Source organism: Chryseobacterium sp. 27AL (assembly GCF_057815395.1).
Genome location: NZ_JBYRIW010000001.1, coordinates 944,165 through 967,222 on the forward strand (window position 1 = coordinate 944,165; position 23,058 = coordinate 967,222).

Annotated in this window: 20 protein-coding genes and 1 other RNA gene; 6 read left to right on the forward strand and 15 right to left on the reverse strand. The window is 35.2% G+C overall.

What is annotated here, in order from left to right:
* Positions 1–43: 43 nt before the first annotated feature.
* Positions 44–3,529: a glycosyltransferase family 117 protein gene (locus AC3WV0_RS04130; RefSeq protein ID WP_488844237.1), complete on the reverse strand. Its 3,486-nt coding sequence runs from the start codon at positions 3,527–3,529 to the stop codon at positions 44–46.
* Positions 3,530–3,752: 223 nt separating this feature from the next.
* Here AC3WV0_RS04130 and AC3WV0_RS04135 point away from each other — a divergent pair, with 223 nt between their 5' ends.
* The 3 genes from AC3WV0_RS04135 to AC3WV0_RS04145 all read left to right on the forward strand — a co-directional run bounded on the left by AC3WV0_RS04135 (position 3,753) and on the right by AC3WV0_RS04145 (position 8,454).
* Entirely contained in the window at positions 3,753–4,790 is a 1,038-nt protein-coding gene (locus AC3WV0_RS04135) for a PLP-dependent cysteine synthase family protein (protein ID WP_090000838.1), read from the forward strand.
* Between the two features lie 73 nt (positions 4,791–4,863).
* Positions 4,864–6,138 (forward strand): aminotransferase class I/II-fold pyridoxal phosphate-dependent enzyme, encoded by a 1,275-nt coding sequence (locus AC3WV0_RS04140; protein WP_488844239.1) that lies wholly within the window; start codon positions 4,864–4,866, stop codon positions 6,136–6,138.
* Between the two features lie 120 nt (positions 6,139–6,258).
* Positions 6,259–8,454: a B12-binding domain-containing radical SAM protein gene (locus tag AC3WV0_RS04145; protein WP_488844241.1), complete on the forward strand. Its 2,196-nt coding sequence runs from the start codon at positions 6,259–6,261 to the stop codon at positions 8,452–8,454.
* Between the two features lie 233 nt (positions 8,455–8,687).
* Here AC3WV0_RS04145 and AC3WV0_RS04150 read toward each other — a convergent pair whose 3' ends face one another.
* The 3 genes from AC3WV0_RS04150 to atpD all read right to left on the reverse strand — a co-directional run bounded on the left by AC3WV0_RS04150 (position 8,688) and on the right by atpD (position 11,459).
* Entirely contained in the window at positions 8,688–9,509 is an 822-nt protein-coding gene (locus tag AC3WV0_RS04150; RefSeq protein WP_488844243.1) for a hypothetical protein, read from the reverse strand.
* A 79-nt stretch (positions 9,510–9,588) separates the two neighbouring features.
* A complete protein-coding gene (locus AC3WV0_RS04155) occupies positions 9,589–9,870 on the reverse strand; it encodes a FoF1 ATP synthase subunit delta/epsilon (protein ID WP_066436270.1) in 282 nt (93 codons plus the stop codon).
* An 80-nt stretch (positions 9,871–9,950) separates the two neighbouring features.
* Positions 9,951–11,459: a F0F1 ATP synthase subunit beta gene (gene atpD / locus AC3WV0_RS04160; protein ID WP_488844246.1), complete on the reverse strand. Its 1,509-nt coding sequence runs from the start codon at positions 11,457–11,459 to the stop codon at positions 9,951–9,953.
* Positions 11,460–11,684: 225 nt separating this feature from the next.
* Here atpD and AC3WV0_RS04165 point away from each other — a divergent pair, with 225 nt between their 5' ends.
* Positions 11,685–12,605: a bifunctional riboflavin kinase/FAD synthetase gene (locus tag AC3WV0_RS04165; protein ID WP_488844248.1), complete on the forward strand. Its 921-nt coding sequence runs from the start codon at positions 11,685–11,687 to the stop codon at positions 12,603–12,605.
* On the opposite strand, the gene AC3WV0_RS04170 is transcribed toward AC3WV0_RS04165, so the two are convergent.
* Positions 12,602–12,955, reverse strand: coding sequence for an MmcQ/YjbR family DNA-binding protein (locus AC3WV0_RS04170; RefSeq protein ID WP_488844250.1), 354 nt, complete (start codon positions 12,953–12,955; stop codon positions 12,602–12,604). The two genes, AC3WV0_RS04165 and AC3WV0_RS04170, sit on opposite strands and share 4 nt — an antisense overlap.
* A gap of 183 nt (positions 12,956–13,138) precedes the next feature.
* On the opposite strand from AC3WV0_RS04170, the gene AC3WV0_RS04175 reads away from it, so the two are divergent.
* Positions 13,139–13,786, forward strand: coding sequence for an NAD(P)H-binding protein (locus AC3WV0_RS04175; RefSeq protein WP_488844252.1), 648 nt, complete (start codon positions 13,139–13,141; stop codon positions 13,784–13,786).
* A gap of 93 nt (positions 13,787–13,879) precedes the next feature.
* Here AC3WV0_RS04175 and AC3WV0_RS04180 read toward each other — a convergent pair whose 3' ends face one another.
* From AC3WV0_RS04180 to AC3WV0_RS04220, 9 genes are all read right to left on the reverse strand, one after another.
* Entirely contained in the window at positions 13,880–14,458 is a 579-nt protein-coding gene (locus AC3WV0_RS04180) for a glutathione peroxidase (RefSeq protein WP_090000831.1), read from the reverse strand.
* Positions 14,459–14,472: 14 nt separating this feature from the next.
* Positions 14,473–15,138 (reverse strand): histidine kinase, encoded by a 666-nt coding sequence (locus AC3WV0_RS04185; RefSeq protein WP_488844254.1) that lies wholly within the window; start codon positions 15,136–15,138, stop codon positions 14,473–14,475.
* Between the two features lie 69 nt (positions 15,139–15,207).
* Positions 15,208–15,936, reverse strand: coding sequence for a 3-deoxy-manno-octulosonate cytidylyltransferase (gene kdsB, locus AC3WV0_RS04190; RefSeq protein ID WP_488844256.1), 729 nt, complete (start codon positions 15,934–15,936; stop codon positions 15,208–15,210).
* Between the two features lie 78 nt (positions 15,937–16,014).
* Positions 16,015–17,268 (reverse strand): pyridoxal phosphate-dependent aminotransferase, encoded by a 1,254-nt coding sequence (locus AC3WV0_RS04195; RefSeq protein WP_488844258.1) that lies wholly within the window; start codon positions 17,266–17,268, stop codon positions 16,015–16,017.
* 104 nt (positions 17,269–17,372) lie between these two features.
* Positions 17,373–19,088, reverse strand: a complete 1,716-nt coding sequence (locus AC3WV0_RS04200) for a phospho-sugar mutase (protein ID WP_488844260.1) — start codon at positions 19,086–19,088, stop codon at positions 17,373–17,375.
* Between the two features lie 231 nt (positions 19,089–19,319).
* Complete coding sequence (locus AC3WV0_RS04205) at positions 19,320–20,021, reverse strand: GIN domain-containing protein (protein ID WP_488844262.1); 702 nt, start codon at positions 20,019–20,021, stop codon at positions 19,320–19,322.
* Between the two features lie 31 nt (positions 20,022–20,052).
* On the reverse strand, positions 20,053–20,433 hold the full coding sequence (locus AC3WV0_RS04210) for a hypothetical protein (protein WP_488844264.1): 381 nt from the start codon (positions 20,431–20,433) through the stop codon (positions 20,053–20,055).
* Between the two features lies 1 nt (position 20,434).
* Complete coding sequence (locus tag AC3WV0_RS04215) at positions 20,435–21,385, reverse strand: glycosyltransferase family 2 protein (RefSeq protein ID WP_488844266.1); 951 nt, start codon at positions 21,383–21,385, stop codon at positions 20,435–20,437.
* Positions 21,386–21,402: 17 nt separating this feature from the next.
* Positions 21,403–22,002 (reverse strand): DUF4199 domain-containing protein, encoded by a 600-nt coding sequence (locus AC3WV0_RS04220; protein ID WP_488844268.1) that lies wholly within the window; start codon positions 22,000–22,002, stop codon positions 21,403–21,405.
* A gap of 131 nt (positions 22,003–22,133) precedes the next feature.
* Here AC3WV0_RS04220 and ffs point away from each other — a divergent pair.
* An RNA gene (ffs, locus tag AC3WV0_RS04225) (signal recognition particle sRNA small type) lies at positions 22,134–22,231 on the forward strand.
* A 108-nt stretch (positions 22,232–22,339) separates the two neighbouring features.
* Here ffs and AC3WV0_RS04230 read toward each other — a convergent pair.
* Positions 22,340–23,026 (reverse strand): metal-dependent hydrolase, encoded by a 687-nt coding sequence (locus AC3WV0_RS04230; protein ID WP_488844270.1) that lies wholly within the window; start codon positions 23,024–23,026, stop codon positions 22,340–22,342.
* Positions 23,027–23,058: the final 32 nt, after the last annotated feature.

The window sequence follows — 23,058 nt, forward strand, 5'->3', positions numbered from 1 at the left end:
CAACATAAAAAAAACGGAACCGAAGTTCCGTTTTAATTTTTTATTACTGTGTTGCCTTAATAATGGCGTTGGTAATCTGGGTTTCCTTTTCTTTCGAATAGGTGGAATCAAAAGGCTCCATCACATCAAACAGATATTGGTAGAATGGTGTGATTTTCTGTACTCCTTCAGATTCATTCATTGCTTTTTCTTTGCCCATTTCTTTTAGATTTTCAACGAATGTATTGAATTTCTTATCGATCGGTTCAATAGATTTAACAAGGTAATCATATGCTTTCTCTTTCTTCCCGATAGTTGTGTAGCCATCTGTAACTGCTGAAACTACCAGAGAATATTCCATCGGTTTTGTTCTGATCTGTCTTCTCAGATAATTTTGATCGGCTTTGCTCAGACTCATGTAATAATCATATTCTTCAAAAATGCCTTTTTTCAAAACTTCTGCGAGCTTCAGTCCTTTGGCTTCCTGTCCTGAAACAATGTATCCATACACCATTGAACTTAATGAACGCGGATCATTATATTTTTCTGCAGGAATTTCTTTCGACGCAAGATCCAGTAATTCCAAAGCTTTTCCTTTTTGTCCCATTGTTGCTAAAGCTGCCGCTGCTCTGCTTGCTGAAGCTCTGTAGCTCATAATGTTGGAAGTCGCTGTTTCGTCAAAATGAGTATTCAGATTTTTAAAATTACCCCATCTGAAATTTTTTACAACGTTATATAATGAATTAGGATCTACTCTACCCATCTCTCCGTCCGGCGTTTGAGGCGTATGGATCGGGATCAGTCGATAGCTGAATCCATCAAACTGAAGATATTCATCAAGATAGAAAATATTTTCGCTGTCATAGATTCCTCCTGAAGAGAAACTGATTGGCTTTTTCCAGTCGAAATTCGCAAGAATATCAAGCATGATCAGATTATTTTTATACAAAGTATTTGCTTTGTAAGTAATCATGATCTGGTTTACGGTATTCGGAAGATCCGCAGCATTGATGATTCCTGCTTTTACTGCATTTTCTTTATTTACAGGAAGAATGAATTTATTAACAGGAAGAATATTATATTTTTCAAATTTTTCTTCCCCGAAATACATTTTAAGAAGTTCATTTTTAGCGGGAGAAGTATATTTAAGGAAGCTTATCGCCTGTTTCATCGTCATTGAATCCTGTGTAAGATACTTTCTGAATTCTGCAAACTCTGTTTCAGGTGCCCCTTGTTCTTTCAACATAGAGAAAAGCCCTTCCCAGTCTGATTTTTTCATCATGTAGATCTGGTCGTTTACACCATCTCTGTAGTCATCATGAGTCAATACACCCGGCACCGGTGCCGCATTATATGTTCTTCTTTTGATCTGATCGATATTCCATGGAGTTGATGCCAGTGTAAAGTTCACCACTTTTACATCATCCCTGAACTGTTCTGTCTCCTGGATAGCCCAAACCGGATACGTATCATTATCCCCATAAACAAATAAGATATCGTTTTTAGGCAATGATTTTAAAACAGAATATCCATAATCATAAGAAGTATATCGGTCGTGTCTGTTGTGTACATTGTAATTCTGGAATCCCATCATAAAAGGTACTCCCAATAAAACAACTCCTGCAACAATATTCGCAGCATTAGATTTTATTTTAGACTGTAGGAACCATAAAATAGCGCCCGCACCAAGGCCAATCCATATGGCAAAAACGTAGAACGAGCCCACCATTGCATAGTCTCTTTCTCTTGGCTCAAAAGGTTTTACTCCCGTATAGAAAATAATTCCCACGCTCATCAACACAAAAATGGAAAGCATGGCATAAAATCTTCCGAAGTCTCTGTTTAACTGGAAAAAGAATCCGATAAGCCCTAAAATTAACGGTAAAAAGAAGAATTTTACTGTACTTTCATTTTTAAACTTGGCTGGCATCTTATCCTGATTTCCCCAAAGTGTATTATCGATGAAAGGAATTCCTGAGATCCAGTTTCCTCTCGTGATTTCCATGTTTCCTTCAAGATCATTCTGACGTCCTACAAAGTTCCACATCAAATATCTCACAAAATAATATCCGTTCTGGAACGTGATGAAATAATCTAAATTCTGTCCCAACGAAGGTCTCTGAACATTCAGAAGATTGTAAGGTCTTACTTTTAAATAATCTGAAGCGGTAATGGTTCCATCCTCATATTTTTTTCTCAGCTCATCAAAAATCTGCTTGGCTTCAGGGCTGTCTGCAACATCTTCATTTGAATAATTAAAGCTGAAATCAGGTGCCCCATACATCGAAATATAGTTGGACATTACATCCTTATCTTCATTAAACATTCTCGGCATGAAGCCTACGTGCGCTTTATTAAAGACGTAATTGAATCTGTCGCCGGTCTTTCTGTATGTTCCGGTTTTTTCGTCTTTTTCGTAAATCTCGCCGGTTTTTTGAGTTTTAAAACTTCCGTCTTCATTTTTCTCAATTCCGTTGGCATCAAGATAAGCCGTATAATTCTGACCATAGATTGTTGGCCAGTCGCCATATTGCTCTCGGTTATAATAATCAAGCATTCCGATCGCATTGTCCGGATCATTAAGGTTCATCGGAGGATTGGCATTGGCCCTGATAGGAATTACCATCCAGCAGGAGAAACCAATCATCATGAAAACGACAGATAAAGCAATCGTCTGATAAACATTTCTCTTCATTTTTCTGGTGTAAGAAATCAGGAAGTAGCAAATCGCAATCATCAGGATAAATGCTGCAATCGTCCCTGAATGGAAAGGAAGACCTAATCCATTAACAAAGAAAATCTCAAGTTTTCCGAACATGGTCATGATCAACGGGAAGATTCCTTTAAAAACAATAGCCAGAATAACTAATGTGATAACATTTGCCCAGATAAAATTTTTCCAGGTAAATTTATATTTTCTTGCATAATATACAAAGCAAACCGCCGGAATTGCGAGCATACACATCATGTGAACACCTACAGAAAGTCCCAGAATAAAGAAAATCAATATAATCCATCTTTCATTGTCTGCCGCCAAATATTCATTTTCCCATTTGGTAATTAACCAGACTAAAAGTGCAATAAACATAGACGCCATGGAATATACCTCTCCTTCTACCGCAGAAAACCAGAATGTATCTGAGAATGTAAAGCATAAAGCGCCTACAATTCCTGCAAAAAGAATAGAAATTTCCTGATGTTTTGTAATTTCATCAAAATCTTTGTTTAAAAGTCTTCTTACGAAATGGGTAATCGTCCAAAACAAAAACAAAATCGTAAACGCACTGAACAATGCGGACATCGCGTTGATCACGATAGAATAATTTTCGCCTTTCCCTAAAGCAAAAATGGCTGCCACAGCACCCACAATCTGGAATAAAGCTGCTCCCGGAGCATGCGTTACTTCAAGTTTTACCGCCGAGGAAATATACTCGCCACAATCCCAAAAACTGAAATTCGGTTCTATGGTGGACAAGTATGTAATAAATGCAATGGCGAAAATCACCCATCCGAGAACGGTGTTCCATTGCCTGAAAGTCCAATTTTTCATAGTATTAAATCAATTACGCGAAAATAAGGCTTTTATATGATTTTAGAGGGTTTTTAACAAAATTTAAAGGTTTTGGCTCACTTTTTGAAAACTTTCCTCTTTGGATAGTGATAGAAAAATAATTTTTATCTATTTTAGAGGTTAGAAATCAAAACAAAAGTTTAGAAATAAATTTATTTTTTTGTATTTTTGCCGACAGATTTTTATTGAAAAATAACAAATAATGAGTAATGTTTACGATAATATACTTGGCCTAATAGGAAATACTCCTATGGTGAAGCTTAACACTGTGACGAAAGATATTCCTGCAACCGTTTATGCCAAGTTAGAATCATATAATCCTGGACATTCCACTAAAGACAGAATCGCACTTCATATTATAGAAAACGCTGAGAAAAAAGGTTTATTAAGAGAAGATTCAGTAGTTGTAGAAACTACTTCGGGAAACACAGGATTTTCAATCGCAATGGTTTGTATTATTAAAGGATATAAATGTATTCTTGCCGTAAGTGACAAAACAAAGCCTGAGAAAATTGCCTATCTGAAAGCCCTTGGCGCAACCGTTTATATTTGCCCTGCGAATGTGCCCGCGAACGATCCGAGATCATATTATGAAGTGGCTAAAAGAATTGCCCTTGAAACTCCCAACTCGATCTACATCAACCAGTATTTTAATGAGTTAAATGTTGATGCCCATTATCAGACCACCGGTCCTGAGATCTGGGAACAGACACAAGGAAAAATTACTCATCTTTTCGCATGCACGGGAACTGGCGGAACATTATCCGGCTCCGCAAAATTCCTAAAAGAAAAAAATCCTGATATTAAAATTATAGGAGTAGATGCTGATGGATCTATTCTTAAAAGTTATCACGAAACAGGAGAAATCCATAAAGAAGATGTTCACCCTTACCAGATTGAAGGAATGGGTAAAAATCTAATCCCTTCTGCCCTTCTTTTTGATAAAGTGGATGAATTTGTAAGAGTAAATGACGAAATGTCTGCCTACAGAACGCGTGAAATCGCTTTAAAAGAGGCCATCATGGGAGGATATACAACAGGAGCAGTTACCCAGGCTTTAATTCAGTATGCACAATCTCATGAATTTTCAGAAAATGATGTAGTTGTTCTGATTTATCCTGATCACGGCTCAAGATATATCACAAAAGTATACAGTGATAAATGGATGGAAGAACAGGGATTCATCAACAATTGTGTTCATAATTATGATGAAGTTTTCAAAACAGAATTCATAAAATAATAAATAAACAATTTATACAAATCAAGCCTTTTGAAATCAGAAAAGGCTTTTTTACTTAAAAATATTAATAAAAATGTTGGATATTTTTGACAGAATAAAAGAAAATCCAGGACCTCTTGGACAATTTGCAGATTATGGTGAAGGGTATTTTATTTTCCCGAGATTAGAAGGACCTATCGGACCAAGAATGAGATTTCAGGGAAGAGAAGTTATTTTCTGGAGTGCTAATGATTATTTGGGAATGTGTAATCACCCGGAAGTTTTGGAAGCTGATGCGAAAGCTGCCGCAGAATTCGGGATGTTTTATCCAATGGGCGCCAGAGCAATGTCCGGAGAAACCGAGCAGCACCTGCAACTGGAAAGAGAACTGGCTGATTTTGTACAAAAAGAATCTGCATATTTATTAAATTTCGGATACCAGGGAATGGTTTCTACCATTGATGCACTGGTTGGAAGAAACGATGTGATTGTTTATGATGTTGATTCACATGCTTGTATCGTTGATGGTGTAAGACTTCACGCAGGAAAAAGATTTACTTACAGACATAATGATATTGCAAGTCTTGAAAAAAATCTCGAAAGAGCAACCAAAGTAGCTGAAGAAACAGGTGGCGGTATTCTTGTTATTACAGAAGGTGTTTTCGGGATGAGAGGACAACAAGGTAAGCTGAAAGAAATCTGTGAATTAAAATCAAAATATAAATTCAGACTTCTGGTGGATGATGCACACGGGTTTGGAACTCTGGGAGCAACCGGAGCTGGAGCCGGCGAAGAGCAAGGCTGCCAGGATCAGATAGATGTATACTTCTCTACTTTCGCGAAGTCAATGGCGGGATTCGGAGCCTTCATTGCAGGTGATAAAGAAATCATCAGATATCTGAAATTTAATTTACGATCTCAGATTTTTGCAAAATCTCTGACTATGCCAATGGTAATCGGAGGCTTGAAAAGACTGGAGCTTTTAAGAACAAGACCTGAAATCAAAGCCAAGCTTTGGGAAAATACACATAAGCTACAGAACGGTTTAAAGGAAAGAGGATTTAATATCGGTGATACCAATACTTGTGTAACTCCGGTAATGATGCAGGGAACTCCGGTAGAGGCAACACTCTTAGTGAAAGACTTGAGAGAAAACTACGGAATCTTCACATCTGTAGTAGTTTATCCTGTGATACCTAAAGGAATGATTTTACTAAGACTTATCCCAACGGCATCTCATACGGACTCGGAAATCAATGAAACCCTGGCAGCTTTTGAAGCAATTCATGATAAACTTGTCAGTGGACATTATAAAGATCAGGAGCAAAAGTTGCTGGCTGAGCAAGGCTTAAGTTTTAAAGAAATTTAAATCGTAAAATATAAAACCACTGAAAACCCATCAGTGGTTTTTTCTAATAATTGATACTCATGAAATGTTTGTGAGTTTTAAAGTCATGAAGTTTACCTAACTTTGCTAAAAATTTAATTGTTGAAAGATCTGCTTCTTATCACTCCCCCATTTACGCAACTTAATACCCCTTATCCTGCAACGGCTTATATTAAAGGTTTTTTGAATACAAGAAATATTTCAAGTTATCAGGTGGATTTGGGTATTGAAGTGATTTTGGAATTATTTTCCAAAACTGGAATTCAGAAAATTTTTGACAAAGAAATTGATATTCAACTTGTTTCGGAAAATTCACAACGGATTTATACATTAAGGGATGAATATATAAAGACGATTGATCAGGTTATTTCTTTTCTGCAGGGTAAAACTCCTACATTGGCCAGGCAGATTTGTTCTATGAATTTTCTTCCGGAAGCCTCAAGATTCAATCAGCTTGATGATATGGAATTTGCCTTTGGGAATATGGGATTACAAGATAAGGCCAAGCATTTGGCTACGTTGTATTTAGAAGATTTGTCAGATTATATCATAGAAAATATTGACTCTGATTTTGGTTTCAGCAGATATGCAGAACGATTAGGCAAAAGTGCTAATTCATTTGATGACTTATACTCAAAATTATCTGGAAATCAAACTTTTATTGATTATTTTACTTTAAAAATTCTTCAGAAAAAAATAGAAATAACACAGCCTAAACTGGTTTGTTTTTCGGTTCCTTTTCCTGGAAATTTATATTCTGCTTTTCGCTGTGCAAAGTTTATCAAAGAAAATTTTCCTCATATCAAAACGGCAATGGGCGGCGGTTTTCCCAATACCGAATTGCGGGAAGTAAAAGATAAAAGAGTCTTTGAATTTTTTGATTTCATTACACTGGATGACGGAGAACTTCCCATAGAACTACTTTATGAAAATATTTGTCATTCTGAACAAAGTGAAGAATCTCAGTTCAAAAGAACTTTTTTGATCGAGAACAGCACCGTTACTTATAAAAATAATTCTGCAAGAAATGATTATAAACAGGCAGAAATCGGAACTCCCGATTATTCTGATTTACAATTAGATAAATACATTTCGGTTATTGAGATTGCCAATCCGATGCACAGCTTATGGAGTGATGGAAGATGGAACAAGCTAACCATGGCCCATGGATGCTACTGGGGAAAATGTACATTCTGCGATATTTCTTTAGATTATATAAAAATTTATGAACCGATCTCGGCAAAAATTTTAGTTGACCGGATGGAAGAATTGATCCGGGCTACCGGAGAAACAGGATTCCATTTTGTAGATGAAGCTGCCCCGCCAGCCTTAATGAGAGAAGTTGCTTTAGAGATTTTGCGGAGAGACCTGGTGGTAACCTGGTGGACCAATATCCGTTTTGAGAAAAGCTTCACTCGTGATTTATGTTTTTTGTTAAAACTTTCCGGATGTGTTGCCGTTTCGGGCGGACTTGAAGTAGCGAGTGACCGTTTACTGAAATTGATTGATAAAGGAATTTCTGTTGAACAAGTGGCAAAGGTTACAAGAAATTTCACTGAAGCCGGGATCATGATTCATGCTTATCTAATGTATGGCTACCCGACACAAACTGTTCAGGAAACGGTGGATTCTCTGGAAATGGTTCGCCAGTTATTCGAAATGGGAATTTTGCAAAGTGGATTCTGGCATCAGTTTGCTATGACCGCTCATTCTCCTGTGGGATTAAATCCTGAAGAATTTGGAGTTACTCCGATTAAACAGGAAATTCTTTTTGCAAACAACGATGTTGATTTTACAGACAAGACGGGAATCGATCATGGGAAATTTAGCTTTGGTTTGAAAAAATCATTGTTCAATTATATGCACGGAATCAATTTTGAACTTCCTCTCCAAGAGTGGTTTGATTTTAAGATTCCAAGAACGACAATTCACCCTGACTACATTCATGATGCTTTACTTGAAGATGATATTTTTACTTTCAAAGGAAATTCAAAAATTGTGTTTTTAGCTAAAAATGTAATCGCTGAGAATCGCATAAAAACAAAAAAGAAATACCAATACCCGTATACAAGAATTACAGTTCACTTAAAAACCAATATTATCAGCATTGATCTTGATTCCTCACATGCAAAATGGCTAATGTCAATGTTTAATCAATACCCTGTTCAAAATCCGAAAAAGCCTACGCTTCAACAACTTAAGGCTCAATTTGAAGAAAATTTTGATGATTTTGAATTGTTCTGGTTTTCAAAACCGATACAGCAACTGAAAGAAAATGGTGTGATTTTGAGTTTGTAGATCTTGTTTTCAAAAATTCATATTTATCGAATTTCTCATTCTACAAGAATTTAGATACCAATTATAGTAAAAATGATATCGAGATTTCTCCGAAATAAAATCTTGATTAAATTAAATTTAAATAATGTAAAATCTCCTGAAATAAATTCCCAGGAGATTTTATGTTTTTTGGCTAAAGCCAACTGAATATTTTATAAAACTAAAACGGGCTAAAGCCCGTTTCTATTAATAATTTATTTTTGAACTCCGTCTTTTGTGACTTCACCTACAATTACCTTTTCCTGAAATTTAATAAAGTTAGGATCCAGAATTGCCATTCTTTCTGCAATAGCTTTGTAAGTCGGAAACTTTAGAATTGACGCCCGGCCAGACATTTCCCTATATAAAGTGAAAGTTTTTCCGCCCGCTGTTTTAATCTGTTTCGTAGTTGTTATGTATTTACCAATATATTTACTGTTGGCATCATAAATTTCAATATCCACAAAAGTTTTATCAGTGATGGTATCTTCAGATCCGAAGCTTACGGGTAAATTTGTAAAATAACCTACTGGTTTCCCATTACTTAGAATTTCTCCTACATTGTTGACCGTGATATTTAATCGGTCTATTTTACTTCTAATTGTGTAAGCATCTTTTGTTTTAGTATCAAGCTTTCTTTTAGGAGAACTTTTAAAAAGCTCATCTAAATTTTTTATATTGATTCCTCTTTCATCAATAATCTTCAGACTTTTTACGCAAGTGTAAGCTGCAGACTTTTCTTCACCAGAAAATGCTGATGGTGAAATATAATCCAACTCAAGTGTTTTATCTTTATTATAAATCCTGTTTAATTTTATATAACTATCTCTTACAGAATCGACAATACTTTTATCAATAAATTCTACGGTATATATTGGAGTCTCTTTAAGATCCATGAAAGTATATACATTGGATTTATTTGAAATTTTTGCAACATGTACTCCTTCAAGAGTAACAATTCCTCTTTTGATTTTAACCGTTTGAGCATGAAACAAAAACCCCAGAATTGCAAATACAATAATTAAACTCTTCTTCATAAAACCAGACTTTTACATAACATAAAAAAAGTGTAACAAAGTTACACTTTCTTGAAAATATATTTAGCTTTTCATTTAATTATTCACAAAGGATGATTCCTTTATTATGATTAAATTCTACAACACCGCTTTTGATAGGATAAGAAAAAACAGAATCTTTCTCATTTTCTTTGGTAAAATATTTATTATACGCTTCATCAACAGACTTTGTGTACAATTTTACTTTACCACCAATCAAAGAAGAAACAATTCCTGCGTGATTTTTCATGATGTGAAATTCACCATTCTTTCCAGGCAATAATACTGAGTCTACTTCTCCTTCAAAAACTACGTATTCTGGTGTTAAAATTTTTATATTCATAGAAACAAATTTGAAATTTGATGTTTGAAATTTGAAATCATGATAGAATCTCAAATTTCAGATCTCAAATTGTTAATTATTTATGCGTTATCAGCTAACATTTTTTGTCCGGCTTCGATCGCTTCTTCGATAGTTCCTTTCAGGTTGAAAGCAGCTTCCGGTAAATGATCCAATTCACCATCGATGATCATGTTGAAACCTTTGATTGTATCTTTGATATCAACTAAAGATCCTGGAATCCCTGTAAACTGCTCTGCCACGTGGAAAGGCTGAGATAAGAATCTCTGAACTTTTCTTGCACGGTAAACAACTGATTTATCTTCTTCAGAAAGTTCTTCCATACCAAGGATGGCGATGATATCCTGAAGTGCTTTATATCTCTGAAGAATTTCTTTTACTCTCTGAGCACAGTTGTAATGCTCTTCACCGATTACTTCAGGAGCAAGGATTCTTGAAGTAGAAGCCAACGGATCTACCGCAGGATAAATACCTAAAGAAGCAATTTTTCTGTCAAGTACCGTTGTTGCATCCAAGTGGGCAAATGTTGTTGCCGGAGCCGGGTCAGTTAAGTCATCCGCAGGTACGTAAACCGCCTGTACTGAAGTAATTGAACCGTTTTTAGTAGAAGTAATTCTTTCCTGCATCGCACCCATTTCAGAAGCTAGGGTCGGTTGGTAACCTACCGCAGATGGCATACGTCCAAGAAGTGCAGATACTTCAGAACCAGCCTGTGTAAATCTGAAGATGTTGTCTACGAAGAAAAGTACGTCTCTACCTTGTCCGCTTTCACCACCATCTCTATAATATTCAGCTAATGTAAGACCAGAAAGTGCTACCCTCGCTCTTGCACCAGGTGGCTCATTCATCTGTCCGAAAACGAATGCTGCTTTAGAATCTTTCATCGCTTCCAAATCTACTTTAGAAAGATCCCAACCTCCGTTTTCCATAGAGTGTATAAAATCTTCACCATACTTGATGATTCCTGATTCCAACATCTCTCTTAAAAGGTCATTTCCTTCTCTCGTTCTTTCACCTACTCCGGCGAAAACTGAAAGACCTCCGTGTCCTTTTGCAATATTGTTAATCAACTCCTGAATCAATACGGTTTTACCTACACCAGCACCACCGAACAAACCGATTTTACCTCCTTTTGCATAAGGCTCAATAAGGTCGATTACTTTGATACCTGTAAATAAAACTTCAGCAGAAGTTGAAAGTTGATCAAATTTTGGAGCTTCTCTGTGGATAGGAAGACCTCCCTCCTTAGAAATATTCTGAAGCCCGTCGATAGCATCACCAACAACGTTAAAAAGTCTTCCGTTTACAGCCTCTCCGATAGGCATTGTAATAGGATTTCCGTATCCGATTACATCCTGTCCTCTTTTAAGACCATCAGTAGCGTCCATTGCGATACATCTTACTGTATCTTCTCCAATATGCTGTTCTACCTCTAAAACTACTTTTTCACCGTTATCTTTTGTAATTTCTAACGCGTCATAAATGCTTGGAACTGCTTCCACATCAGTAAAGACAACGTCGATTACCGGACCAATAATTTGAGAAATTTTACCTTTAATTTGGTTTGCCATTGCTAAATTTTTTCTTGGTGCAAATATAATGATTCTTGCTTAACCCGCAATTGGTAAAAAACAGATTTTTATCATACTTTTACTCAATGTAGCAATATATCAATTTAACAGTTTACCAATTAAATCACTGGTGATAGAAAGAACAGCATTTATATATTGTTAAATTAGTACATTATTATATTGTTACATTAGTTTGCTTATATTTGCAGTCAAAATTTTTCCAGTTTGAAAGTTTTCAAGAATTTTAATGATTATACTTCTCAAAAGCCTTTAGCATTATCTTTGGGCATGTTTGACGGGGTTCATCTCGGGCATAAAAGTATTATTGATGAATTGCTAAAAGTAGGTTCTGAAAACCATCTTGAAACCGCCATTCTTACTTTCTGGCCGCATCCGAGATTTGTTTTCAACCCCAATGAAGATTTGAAGCTTCTCAATACTTTAGAAGAAAAAAAATTCTTAATGGAAAAATATAGTATTGATACTTTATTTTTAAAAGAATTTGATGAAGAGTTCAGAAATCTTACCGGCGAAGAATTCGTAAGCAAGATCCTGGTTGATAAACTTAATATTAAATATCTCATCATTGGTTACGACCATTCTTTCGGCAAAAATAAGAGCGGAAACTTCGAGTTGCTTCAAAAGCTTTCAAAAGAACTTGATTTTGAGGTAGAACAAATGGAGGCCATTAATATTCATGAAAATAACATCAGCTCTACCAAAGTCCGAAATGCTCTTTTAACTGGAAATGTTAAAGAAGCTAATGAAATGCTGGGTTACTCCTACTCTGTTTCAGGAACCGTAGTCCACGGAAAGAAAATCGGAAGAACAATAGGATATCCTACCGCGAACATCGAGACCGATTCTATAAAACTTTTGCCTAAAAAAGGAGCCTATATTGTTGAAGTTTTTGTTAAAAATCAGCAGTACAAAGGAATGTTGAGCATCGGGACAAACCCTACCGTAAATGGAGGAAAGCTAACTGTTGAAGTCTATATTCTTGATTTTGAAGGAGATATTTATGGTGAACAAATTACTGTGAAATTTAGGGATTTTTTACACGATGAAATTAAATTCGAAGGGTTGGAAAAACTGATTGAAAAATTAGACGAAGACAAAAGGTTGACGGAGGAGTTTAAATTTTAAGAATTAAGAATCTCTTCTTTTCCCTTTTTTGTCAAAGAACTGAATACCAAATCATAAGACTGATCGATCATCTTTAAAACGAGTTCCCGCTTTAAACCATCAACCAAAACAGAATTCCAATGTATTTTGTTCATATGGTAGGCGCCTGTAATTTGCGGATATTGCTCACGAAGTTCGGCACTCCATTCCGGATCTGTTTTTACGTTGATTCCCAATGGTTGCTTTTCCAATGCCATTAGTAAAAACATTTTGTTTCCTACTTTCAGGACAAGGGTTTCATTATCAAAAGGAAAACCCTCCGTTACTCCTTTCTTAGCAAGACAATAATCTAAAATTTCGTTGGCATCCATGGTTTGGTTTATGAGCAATAAATAATTGGTAATGAGTAATTTTTTTATTAAAGATTAATGATGATTGATAAATGAGCTTATTTAAAAGTTATCTTTTATCTTTTATCTTTTATCTTTTATCTTTTATTGCTCCAAATTTAGTAAATTTAAGAAGCAAACAACAACTTCGCAAACCAGATTATTATGAAAGCTTTAGTCATCGGTGCTACGGGCGCTACAGGAAAGGACTTGGTCAATCAGCTGCTACAGGATAAAGATTTTGAAGAGGTTAGTATTTTTATAAGAAAACCTGTTGATATTCAGAATGAAAAGCTGAAAGTACATGTCGTAAACTTTGAAAATCCTGAAGAATGGAAAAGCAAAGTACAAGGTGATGTAGCTTTTTCATGCCTGGGAACAACATTAAAAGCCGCAGGAAGCAAAGAAGCTCAAAGAAAGGTTGATTTCGATTATCAATACGAATTTGCCAAAGCAGCAAAAGAAAACAACGTTACCGACTATATTCTTGTTTCAGCCTATGGTGCTAATCCGAAATCTAAAATTTTCTATTCTAAAATGAAAGGAGAATTAGAAGAAGCTGTTAAAAAACTTCATTTTGAGAAAATAACTATTTTCAAACCGGGTATGCTGGAAAGAAAAGATTCTGACAGAACAGGTGAAGTCCTGGGAAGCCGGATTATAAAATTTGCCAATAAACTGGGACTTTTGGAAAGTCAGAAACCATTACCAACAGATGTTTTAGCGAAAGCTATGATTAATTCATCTAAAATAAAAAGTAATGGGTATTCGAGTATAAAACTGGGAAATATTTTTTGTTTTGCAGAAAAATAACTCAATAATGGAACAATGTACAAATGTAACAGTGTAACAATTCCAAATTGGTAAATTGTCACACTGTTATATTGTTAGATTAAATAATTACAGTTATTTCAGATATTTTGTAATTGCCTCGTCAGTAGGTTTTGTAGTACTTACAAAAGAATCGATTAATTTTCCGTTTTCGTCAATTAAGAATTTGGTGAAATTCCAAAGAATGGTTGTATTTTTTACTCCGTTTAAATCTTTTTCTGTTAAATATTTAAAGATCGGAGCTGTATCATCGCCTTTTACAGAAACTTTAGCGGCCATAGGGAAAGTTACTCCGTAATTTTTCTGGCAGAAAGCACCGATTTCTTTATTGGTTCCCGGTTCCTGTCCTCCGAAATTGTTGGCAGGAAATCCTACTACAACCAGCTTGTCTTTATATTCCTCCGAAACTTTTTCAAGATCAGCATATTGTGGGGTGAAACCACATTCTGAAGCTGTATTGACAATCAGTATTTTTTTTCCTTTAAAATCTGCAAAGTTGATTTGCTTTCCTTCTTCCAGGGCATCAACTTTAAAATCATAGATTGATTTTCCCATAAGTTCTTTGGTTTTGGCTTTTGATACATCACTTTTTTTCTGAGCACAACTGTTGAAGAATGCTACAAAAGAAAGGAGCAATAAAAATATTTTTTTCATAACTAAATTTTATTTTATTTAAACTTGAATGTGTTAGCCGGAAAAACTTTATTGATATCAACCCTATTGATAAGCATTACGTAATCTCCGTCCTTTTTGGCGCTTGATGATTCAATTCTGAAAGGCATAAACAAATTTCCTACCTTTTTATAGTCAGAATATATTAAAGTTTCATCTTTTTTAATTTCTTTTAAAAGCATATAGTCTTTTGTATCGAAATAATAGATGTTCTTATTAACGTTTTTTGTTAATTCTACTTTATGACAGTAAACATTTCCTATTTTTTCTTTTCCGAGATATTTGGCTTCAAAACCTTTGCTTTCCCAGTCGATAAAATCATTATCAAAACTTTCCGGGGCATAATCGGGATATTCCTGAACTTTATTGGCAGCATAATTCATGGCATACCCTTTAGTTCCGTCGTATCCTTCAATGGCAGTGTCTTTCCCTCCTATGGTGATCACTGTCTTTGTAAGGTTCGGGCGTTGCTGATAAATCTTTATGGGATATTCATCTTTAATTCCCAGAATCACTTTCCCCTGAAGCAATACAGAATTTAAAAGTTTCCAATTGGTTAATCCTCCGGACAATTCGATGTTTTTATCAATAATTTCTTTTGCAGTCTGCGCAAAAAATGATTGTGAAAATACCAGGACGAAAACTAAAAGTAACTTCTTCATTAATTTTATTTATAAATTCAAATATAAGATTTATTAATTTACCAGTGTATCAGTTTAACAATTTACCAATCAATTCGATAATAAATTCCTTGCTTTCTCCAGATCTTCCGGCGTATCGATTCCTACTCCTATGAAATTGGTTTCTATCATCTTGATTTTCATACCATATTCAAGATAGCGGATGCATTCGATTTTCTCAGCAATCTCCAGAGGTTTCATTTCCAGTTTTGAGAACTGTATCAATGCATGCTTTCTGAAAGCATAAACGCCGATATGTTTAAAATATTCAACATTATAGGAAATTTCGCGGTGAAAAGGAATTACAGAACGGCTGAAATACAGAGCAAAACCATTATTATCCGTAATAACTTTTACATTATTCGGATTTTCAATTTCTTCCTTATCGTGAAGTTTTATTTTTAAAGAAGCTAAAGAAATTTCCTGGTTTTCATCGTGATGAAAAACTTCAATTAATTGTTGTAAAGGCTCTAATTTCAAAAATGGCTCATCTCCCTGAACATTAATCACAATATCACAGTCAATATTTTGTACGGCTTCTGCAATACGGTCACTTCCTGTTTCGTGCTGCCCGGTCATGACTGCTTTTCCGCCGTTTTTTGTAATTTCATTAAAGATAATTTCCGAATCGGTAGCCACAAATACTTCATCAAATAATCCTGTTTCCACAACATTCTGATACGTTGTAGTGATAACAGTCTTCTCTCCTAGCATTTGCATCAGCTTAGCAGGAAAGCGGCTTGCCTCGTATCGTGCGGGTATGACTGCGATGATTTTCATAAAAAAGTGTATCAATGTAATAATGTAACAGCCTAACAATAACTAATTGTACATTGTTAAACTGCTACATTGATAAATTTATTTAAGATTGTTCAAAGCATCTTCCAGCTTCGGCATCATAACAGATATTTCTTCAGTAGCCAAACCTCCTACCGAAGCTCTGAACCAAGGCTCAGATTTCTCTTCTCCGAAAGCAGAGAAAGGAACCAGGGCAACTCCTGCTTCATTGATTAGATAAAATACCAAATCTGAAGAATTTTCAATCACTGTTCCGTCAGGTTTTGTTTTTCCGATATAATCTAATTTAATGGTAAGATAAAGCGCTCCCATTGGTTCGATACTATCAACTGTAAGACCTTTTCCTTTCAGATCCTGGATTCCGGCATGAAGAACTTTTAAGCTTTCTTCCAGTTTTCCTTTAAAATCTTCAACGAAAGTATTTACTTCTTCTGGATTTTCATAATATTTTGCGGTGGCTTCCTGTTCTGGTTTTGGTGCCCATGCCCCAACGTGTGTTAAAAGGGCCTTCATTTTATCCATAATATGAGCCGGACCGAATCCCCAGCCTACACGAACTCCAGTCGCAGCAAGACATTTGGAAATACCGTCGATGTAAACCGTGTATTCTTTCATTTCAGGGAAAAGAGAAACAGGATCTACGTGTTTTGCACCAAAAGTAAGGTTAGAATAAATCTGATCATACATTAAGTAAAGCGGCTTTTCATCTTCACCTCTTTTTTTATTTTCAGCTAAAACCAATTCGCAAATTTCTGAAAGCTGTTCTTTAGTGAACATCGTTCCTGTCGGGTTTAATGGCGAACAAAGTGCCAATAAAACAGCACCATCAAGATGTGGTCTTAAATCGTCTGCAGTAGGAAGAAAATTGTTTTCAGGAGTTGTTTTCACTTCTATAGCGTCTGCTGAAGTAAGATATGCATAGTGATTATTATTCCATGAAGGAATTGGATAAACTACTTTATCTCCTTCGTCAACGATTGTTTTATAAACCGCATATATTAATGGTCTTGAACCAGCTGTGATCAAAATATCATTTGGAGAATAATCCAGATTCCATCTTGTTTTAAGGTCTTTGGAAACTTCTTTTCTCAAAGATAAAAGTCCGTTAGCAGGCGGATAATTTGTCAGATTATTCTGATAAGCTTTCTGAATTTCCTCCTTCAGTTTTGCAGGAATCGGATAAATATTAGAATTAAGATCACCAATCGTAAGGTTAGCAATCTCCGCTCCTTTTGCCTTTAAATCATTTACTTCATTACCAATTTTTACAATTTCAGAACCGATCAGGTTCGCCGCTAATTTTGAAACTTTCACTTTATTTTTATTTAAATTTATTTTAATGTATAATAGTCTGGCAATGTATCAATTTAACAATGCAACAATAATCGGTAAACTGTTAGATTAATACATTGTTACATTTAACTGAGTTGTAAATCTTTCCTTACCTCCTGAATTTTTTCTTCCAGAGATTTCAGTTTTTCTCTGAAATCTGCTTCAGAGGTAATTGAATCTTTTACAGAGATATAAAATTTAATTTTTGGTTCTGTCCCCGAAGGTCTTACACAAACTTTTGTGCCGTCCTGGGTATAATAAATGAGTACATTCGATTTTGGAATGTCATTCATTACCTGTTTTTCATTTTTGGAAACGATGAAATTCGTTTGCTCTTTAAAGTCCTTCACTTCTTCAACCTGCGATCCTGCCAATGATTTCGGCGGATTTTCGCGGAAATTTTTCATCATGTTCTGGATCTCTTCCGCACCGTCTCTTCCTTTTCTTACCAGATTCACCAAACCTTCATAATACATCCCGGTTTCCTGATAAATTTCAATAAGATATTGATACATCGTTCTTCCGTTCGCTTTGCACCATGCTGCGATTTCACAAGCTAAAACAATACTTCCGCAAGAATCTTTATCACGCACGAAATCTCCTGTCATAAATCCGAAGCTTTCTTCACCACCGCAAATGAACTTTTCTTTTCCTTCCACATCGCGGATCATTTTTCCGATCCATTTGAAGCCTGTTAATCCAACTTTACACTGAACCCCGAATTTTTGAGCAATGTCAAAGAAAATATCCGAAGTTACGATGGTAGAACCGATGAATTCTTTTCCGGTAATTCTGCCCTGCTTTCTCCATTCATTTAAAATATAATAAGTCAGGATTGTATTGGTCTGATTTCCATTTAATAATTCGATTTCCCCATCAAGATTTCTTACGGCAATTCCAAGACGGTCTCCATCCGGATCTGTTCCGATTACGATATCAGCATTGGTAATTTTTGCGAGATCCATTGCCATTTCCAGCGCTGCCGGTTCTTCAGGATTCGGAGAATCAACAGTCGGGAAATTTCCGCTAGGGATCATTTGCTCCTTCACCAGATCGATCTTCTTAAAACCCGCTTTTTCCAGAGCTTTAGGAACTGTCGTATACGTTGTCCCGTGAATCGAAGTAAAAACGATATTTAAATTTTCTTTTCCAACATTTTGATACGTAGAGTTTTCGATGCATGCATCGATATAAACATCATCCTGCTCCTCCCCGATCCATTCGATTAAATCGTCATTTCCATTAAATTTGATTTCTTCAAATTTTACAGAATAAACTTCATTAATAATTGCTTCATCATGTGGCGGAACTATTTGTGCTCCGTCATTCCAATATACTTTATAGCCGTTATATTCCGGTGGATTGTGAGAAGCTGTCAATACAATTCCTCCATGGCATTTTCTGTTTCTAACGGTAAAAGACAATTCCGGAGTCGGTCTGTGATCTTTGAAAAGCAGCACTTTAATTCCGTTTGCAGTCAGTACATCAGCTACCAGTTTTCCAAACTCTTTTGAATTATTTCTTACATCATAAGCAATTGCCACTTTGATTTCTTCGTCAGGAAATTGCTTTAACATATAATTCGCAAGCCCTTGTGTTGCTTGACCTAACGTGTATTTATTTAAACGATTGGTTCCAACACCCATAATTCCTCTCATTCCTCCTGTCCCGAATTCTAATTCTCTGTAAAAAGAATCTTCAAGGTCAGGCGAGTTGCCGTCAATTAATAATTGTACCGCATTTCTTGTTTCTTCATCAAATGAGTCGTGTAACCAAAGTTTTGCTTTTTCTAGTGTTGTCATATGTGTATTTCGTGTGTATTTTTGATTTGAATTTAGAGGAATGAAGGACGAAAATATTTTACCTTCAAATTCACTACTTCTAACCTTATTATTAAATTTTTAATTTTTAAATATTATAATATTTTGGATTTTATGAAGTTAAATTAAAATTTCATTATTTTGAAAAATTCTGAAGCAAATTAAATTTTGAGTGATGAAAACTTCCAGCTCCCAACATCCATCACCCTACATTTAATCCAGTTTTTTATTCTCCACTTTTGTACCTTTATCAATTTTAAATGCGCGGATCGGATCATTATAATACGTAAATTTCGCCGTATTCTTAATATGTCCTTTTAACGAATCTTCCACATTCACTTCTGCATAATTTCCGTTTTTGGAGTCAATATTCAAATTTTCAATTTTCCAGTAAGGTGCAATCAAACTTGCTGTATCAGAGATTTTTATTACTGCATCTTTAGTTTGTCCCAAAAAATTAGCCCTGCTCCGGTTTTGCATCTCAATTTCTGCCCTTCTTGTGTTTACAGAACCCATAAATGTAGCGTAATTTTTTAAATTAAGCCTAAAATTGTCGGTCTTAATTTCACTTGAAATGTTCATTTCTACCGAATCTGAAATAGCAATTTTTTCCAGATTGTATTTTGAATAAATGGTAATATTATAAAAATCTACGCCCTTAGTTCCGCGCTTTTCTTTGATAGACAGTGTTTTGTCTTTTACATCAACATCAAGATTATCAGCTACATTCGGATACGTTTCAATCTCAACGAAATTTTTTGCTCCTCTTGCATAGAAAACCCTGAACTTACCTTCAAGATCAAGGTTTACAAATTCTGAAACATCTACGTCCTTCCTTTCAATATTTCCTTTCGGAGAAACCTTTCCACAGGAAACTACCGCAAGCAATAATAATGCATAGAATGTATTTTTCATTTTAACTACATATTTAACATTTATTCATTTTCTATTGATCCTCCATAAATAATAAAGCAATAAAAACTGCCGATATTAATATTCCGATAATAAGAGGAATCCAGATTGACTTTTTATGATATTGTTCTTCATTAGGAAAATATTTTGGAAAAAAATAATACGCCAAAATATAGCCTCCTGCAAAACCCCACAGATAAGCATAAGAACTTTTTGGGTTTTCCAGCATCATTCTTACAACCAACTGGATCACTGTCAATACAACAGAAAATCCTAAAACAATATATGCTTCGGTTTTCTTCTTAGTTTCTATTAAGTTTTTGTATAACATAACTCCACCAAAAAGTGTTGAGAAAAACATAGAAAAACCTAAAATAGATTGCTTGGAATAAATTTTGGGTAAATTATCTTCCATACTAAATTACCTCGTCAATATTATAATTTTTATGTTCTCTATTGGTTCTGATAATCATTTCGCCTAAAAACCCTGCCACGAAAAGCAAAGTTCCCATAAGCATCATAGTGAGAGCAATAAAAAACCACGGATTGTCTGTAATTAAATGTCCGTAAATTCCTCTGGCAACATCAATCAGCTTTGAAATTCCCAGCCAAAGCGCTGAAAGAAAACCTACAATAAACATCAATGTTCCTACAGCTCCGAAGAAATGCATCGGCCTTCCGCCAAAACGACTTACAAACCAAAGGGTTACCAAATCCAGGAAACCTCTGATAAATCTTTCGGTTCCAAATTTAGAAACTCCGTAAGGTCTTGCCTGATGCTGAACCTCTTTTTCCGTAATTCTCCTGAAACCCGCATTGGCAGCCAATACCGGAATATAACGGTGCATATCTCCATACACGTCGATGGTTTTTACTACTTGTTTTTTGTATGCTTTTAAGCCGCAGTTGAAATCGTGAAGATAAACGCCTGAAACTTTTCTGGCTGCTGCATTGAAGAGTTTCGACGGTACATTTTTCGTCATGACATTGTCAAAACGCTTCTTTTTCCATCCGGAAACGATATCGTAATTTTCATTTACAACCATTGAATATAATTCCGGTATTTCTTCCGGAAAGTCCTGGAGATCAGCATCCATAGTAATAATAACATCACCGTTTGTTCTTTCAAAAGCAGCATGAAGAGCCTGAGATTTACCGTAATTTTTAGAAAATTTAATGGCATGGATCTGTGGATTCTGAACTTTAAGATTTTCAATAATACTCCATGACAAGTCTGTGCTTCCGTCATCTACAAACCAGATCTCATAGGATAAACTGTTGGATCTGCAAACATTATCAATTCGTGAAAAAAGCTCTTCCAGAGAAGCTTCTTCGTTTAATAACGGAATAACTATAGATAAATTCATTTAATTCTGATAAAAAATTATTCTTTAATTTCTGTTTCCTGATAGATTGTTTTTGTTCTGAAAAACGCTCCGAAAAACAACGACAAAACTACGTAAAATATAAGTATTGCCGCAAAATATCCTGAAAAATGACTTGCGGTAAGCATATCTTTTCCTTTAACTGCCTCCGGCGTAAAACTTTGAAGTCTTTCTTTGTATTTCTGATCGAGCTCATCAATATCTTTCTGATGCTTTAAAATCTTTCTGGCAGAAGTATATTCTTTATCAAGTTCCGATTTTTGTCTTGTTACATATTGATAATTGAGCAGTTTTTTTGCGTCGGTATCCACAAAATTCAGGAAAGCATATATACTTAAGATCGATAAAATTCCACCGATAAACATCGGAACGAAAGCTCTCATAAACGCATCTTTAAAACTTACCACTTTATGACTGCTCCAATATGATTTCACAGACCAGAAAGCTGCTCCGGCATAAATGATCGGTAATATGAAAGCATTGGCTTTCAGAGAAATATCAAAATATTCAACTCCTGAAAAGAAGTAATACACTACGAAAAAGACGATCATCGTAGCTCCAAATAATAAAATTCCTAAGGTGGAAGGGCTTTTTGTCATATTCAAATTTTTAGAAAATTTCTGAAAAATTATTGCTCTTAATCTCAGCAATTTAGCATCATTAAAGGCTTTTTTCGATTAATTTTCTTTAATAACACTTTTAATTTTATAAAATATTCCTATCTTTGCAACGGCAAGTCCTAAACAACCAGCTCCTGAGAATCCTCCAGGGTGGGAACGCAGCAAAGGTAATCGGTCGTAGCGGTGTGATTTAGGTAGCTTGCCATTTTTTATTGGCTTAAATTGAAGAGAGGTAATTTGAAAATTATCTTTTTTTGTTTTTAAAGCATTCAGCACTTTTTCCATTCTGATTTTCAAATTACCTTTCAACATTTATTTAAAATTCGAACTCCTCTCCCAGTTTTGGTAAAACAAGTTCAACATTTTTGTCTGCAAAATGCTTTAATGCGCTTTCGTGGTTAATTTCAATTGCTGGGAATGTATCGAAATGGCATCCGATTACTTTTGGTGTTTTCAATAATTCTGCCGCTGCAAAAGCCGCTTTTCTTGGACACATTGTGTAATGGCTACCGATCGGAAGAATAGAAAGGTCTAAATTTCCATACAATCTTGGAAATAACTCCATATCAGCCATTACGCCGGTATCTCCCGCCATATATAAGTTTTTACCCTCAGGAAGTCTGAAAATATATCCTACAGGAACACCTCCATAACTTCCGTCCGGAAATGAACTTGTATGATGCGCAGGAACCATTGAAATTTTAAGATCATCAATTTTTGCCGATCCTCCTAAGTTCACATCGTCTGTATTTTTAGCGCTTTTAAAATATCCACAGATTTCAGGCACTGCAATAATCGTTGCCTCAGGATAATGCTGCAAAACTTCTTCAACATCTGCAATGTGATCTCCGTGCGCGTGAGTCAGTAAAATGTAATCGATTTTTTGGGCAGAAATATCAAACCCTGATTCTGCTTTTTTATAGTTGTAAAAAGGATCTGATAGAATCGTTTTATCTTTATAGGTGAACAAAAAACAGTTTTGTCCTAAGAATCTTATTTTCATTTTTAATTTATTTTGAATATTATTTTAATTGA

Excerpts from the sequence above, each read along its gene's own strand:
- AC3WV0_RS04135 (WP_090000838.1), top strand. The coding sequence starts at position 3,753 with ATGAGTAATGTTTACGATAATATACTTGGCCTAATAGGAAATACTCCT.
- AC3WV0_RS04175 (WP_488844252.1), top strand. The coding sequence starts at position 13,139 with ATGAAAGCTTTAGTCATCGGTGCTACGGGCGCTACAGGAAAGGACTTG.
- kdsB (WP_488844256.1), bottom strand. The coding sequence starts at position 15,936 with ATGAAAATCATCGCAGTCATACCCGCACGATACGAGGCAAGCCGCTTT.
- atpD (WP_488844246.1), bottom strand. The coding sequence starts at position 11,459 with ATGGCAAACCAAATTAAAGGTAAAATTTCTCAAATTATTGGTCCGGTA.
- AC3WV0_RS04150 (WP_488844243.1), bottom strand. The coding sequence starts at position 9,509 with ATGAAGAAGAGTTTAATTATTGTATTTGCAATTCTGGGGTTTTTGTTT.
- AC3WV0_RS04170 (WP_488844250.1), bottom strand. The coding sequence starts at position 12,955 with ATGGATGCCAACGAAATTTTAGATTATTGTCTTGCTAAGAAAGGAGTA.
- AC3WV0_RS04220 (WP_488844268.1), bottom strand. The coding sequence starts at position 22,002 with ATGACAAAAAGCCCTTCCACCTTAGGAATTTTATTATTTGGAGCTACG.
- AC3WV0_RS04200 (WP_488844260.1), bottom strand. The coding sequence starts at position 19,088 with ATGACAACACTAGAAAAAGCAAAACTTTGGTTACACGACTCATTTGAT.
- AC3WV0_RS04205 (WP_488844262.1), bottom strand. The coding sequence starts at position 20,021 with ATGAAAAATACATTCTATGCATTATTATTGCTTGCGGTAGTTTCCTGT.
- AC3WV0_RS04210 (WP_488844264.1), bottom strand. The coding sequence starts at position 20,433 with ATGGAAGATAATTTACCCAAAATTTATTCCAAGCAATCTATTTTAGGT.
- AC3WV0_RS04185 (WP_488844254.1), bottom strand. The coding sequence starts at position 15,138 with ATGAAGAAGTTACTTTTAGTTTTCGTCCTGGTATTTTCACAATCATTT.
- AC3WV0_RS04130 (WP_488844237.1), bottom strand. The coding sequence starts at position 3,529 with ATGAAAAATTGGACTTTCAGGCAATGGAACACCGTTCTCGGATGGGTG.
- AC3WV0_RS04215 (WP_488844266.1), bottom strand. The coding sequence starts at position 21,385 with ATGAATTTATCTATAGTTATTCCGTTATTAAACGAAGAAGCTTCTCTG.
- AC3WV0_RS04230 (WP_488844270.1), bottom strand. The coding sequence starts at position 23,026 with ATGAAAATAAGATTCTTAGGACAAAACTGTTTTTTGTTCACCTATAAA.
- AC3WV0_RS04180 (WP_090000831.1), bottom strand. The coding sequence starts at position 14,458 with ATGAAAAAAATATTTTTATTGCTCCTTTCTTTTGTAGCATTCTTCAAC.
- AC3WV0_RS04155 (WP_066436270.1), bottom strand. The coding sequence starts at position 9,870 with ATGAATATAAAAATTTTAACACCAGAATACGTAGTTTTTGAAGGAGAA.
- AC3WV0_RS04140 (WP_488844239.1), top strand. The coding sequence starts at position 4,864 with ATGTTGGATATTTTTGACAGAATAAAAGAAAATCCAGGACCTCTTGGA.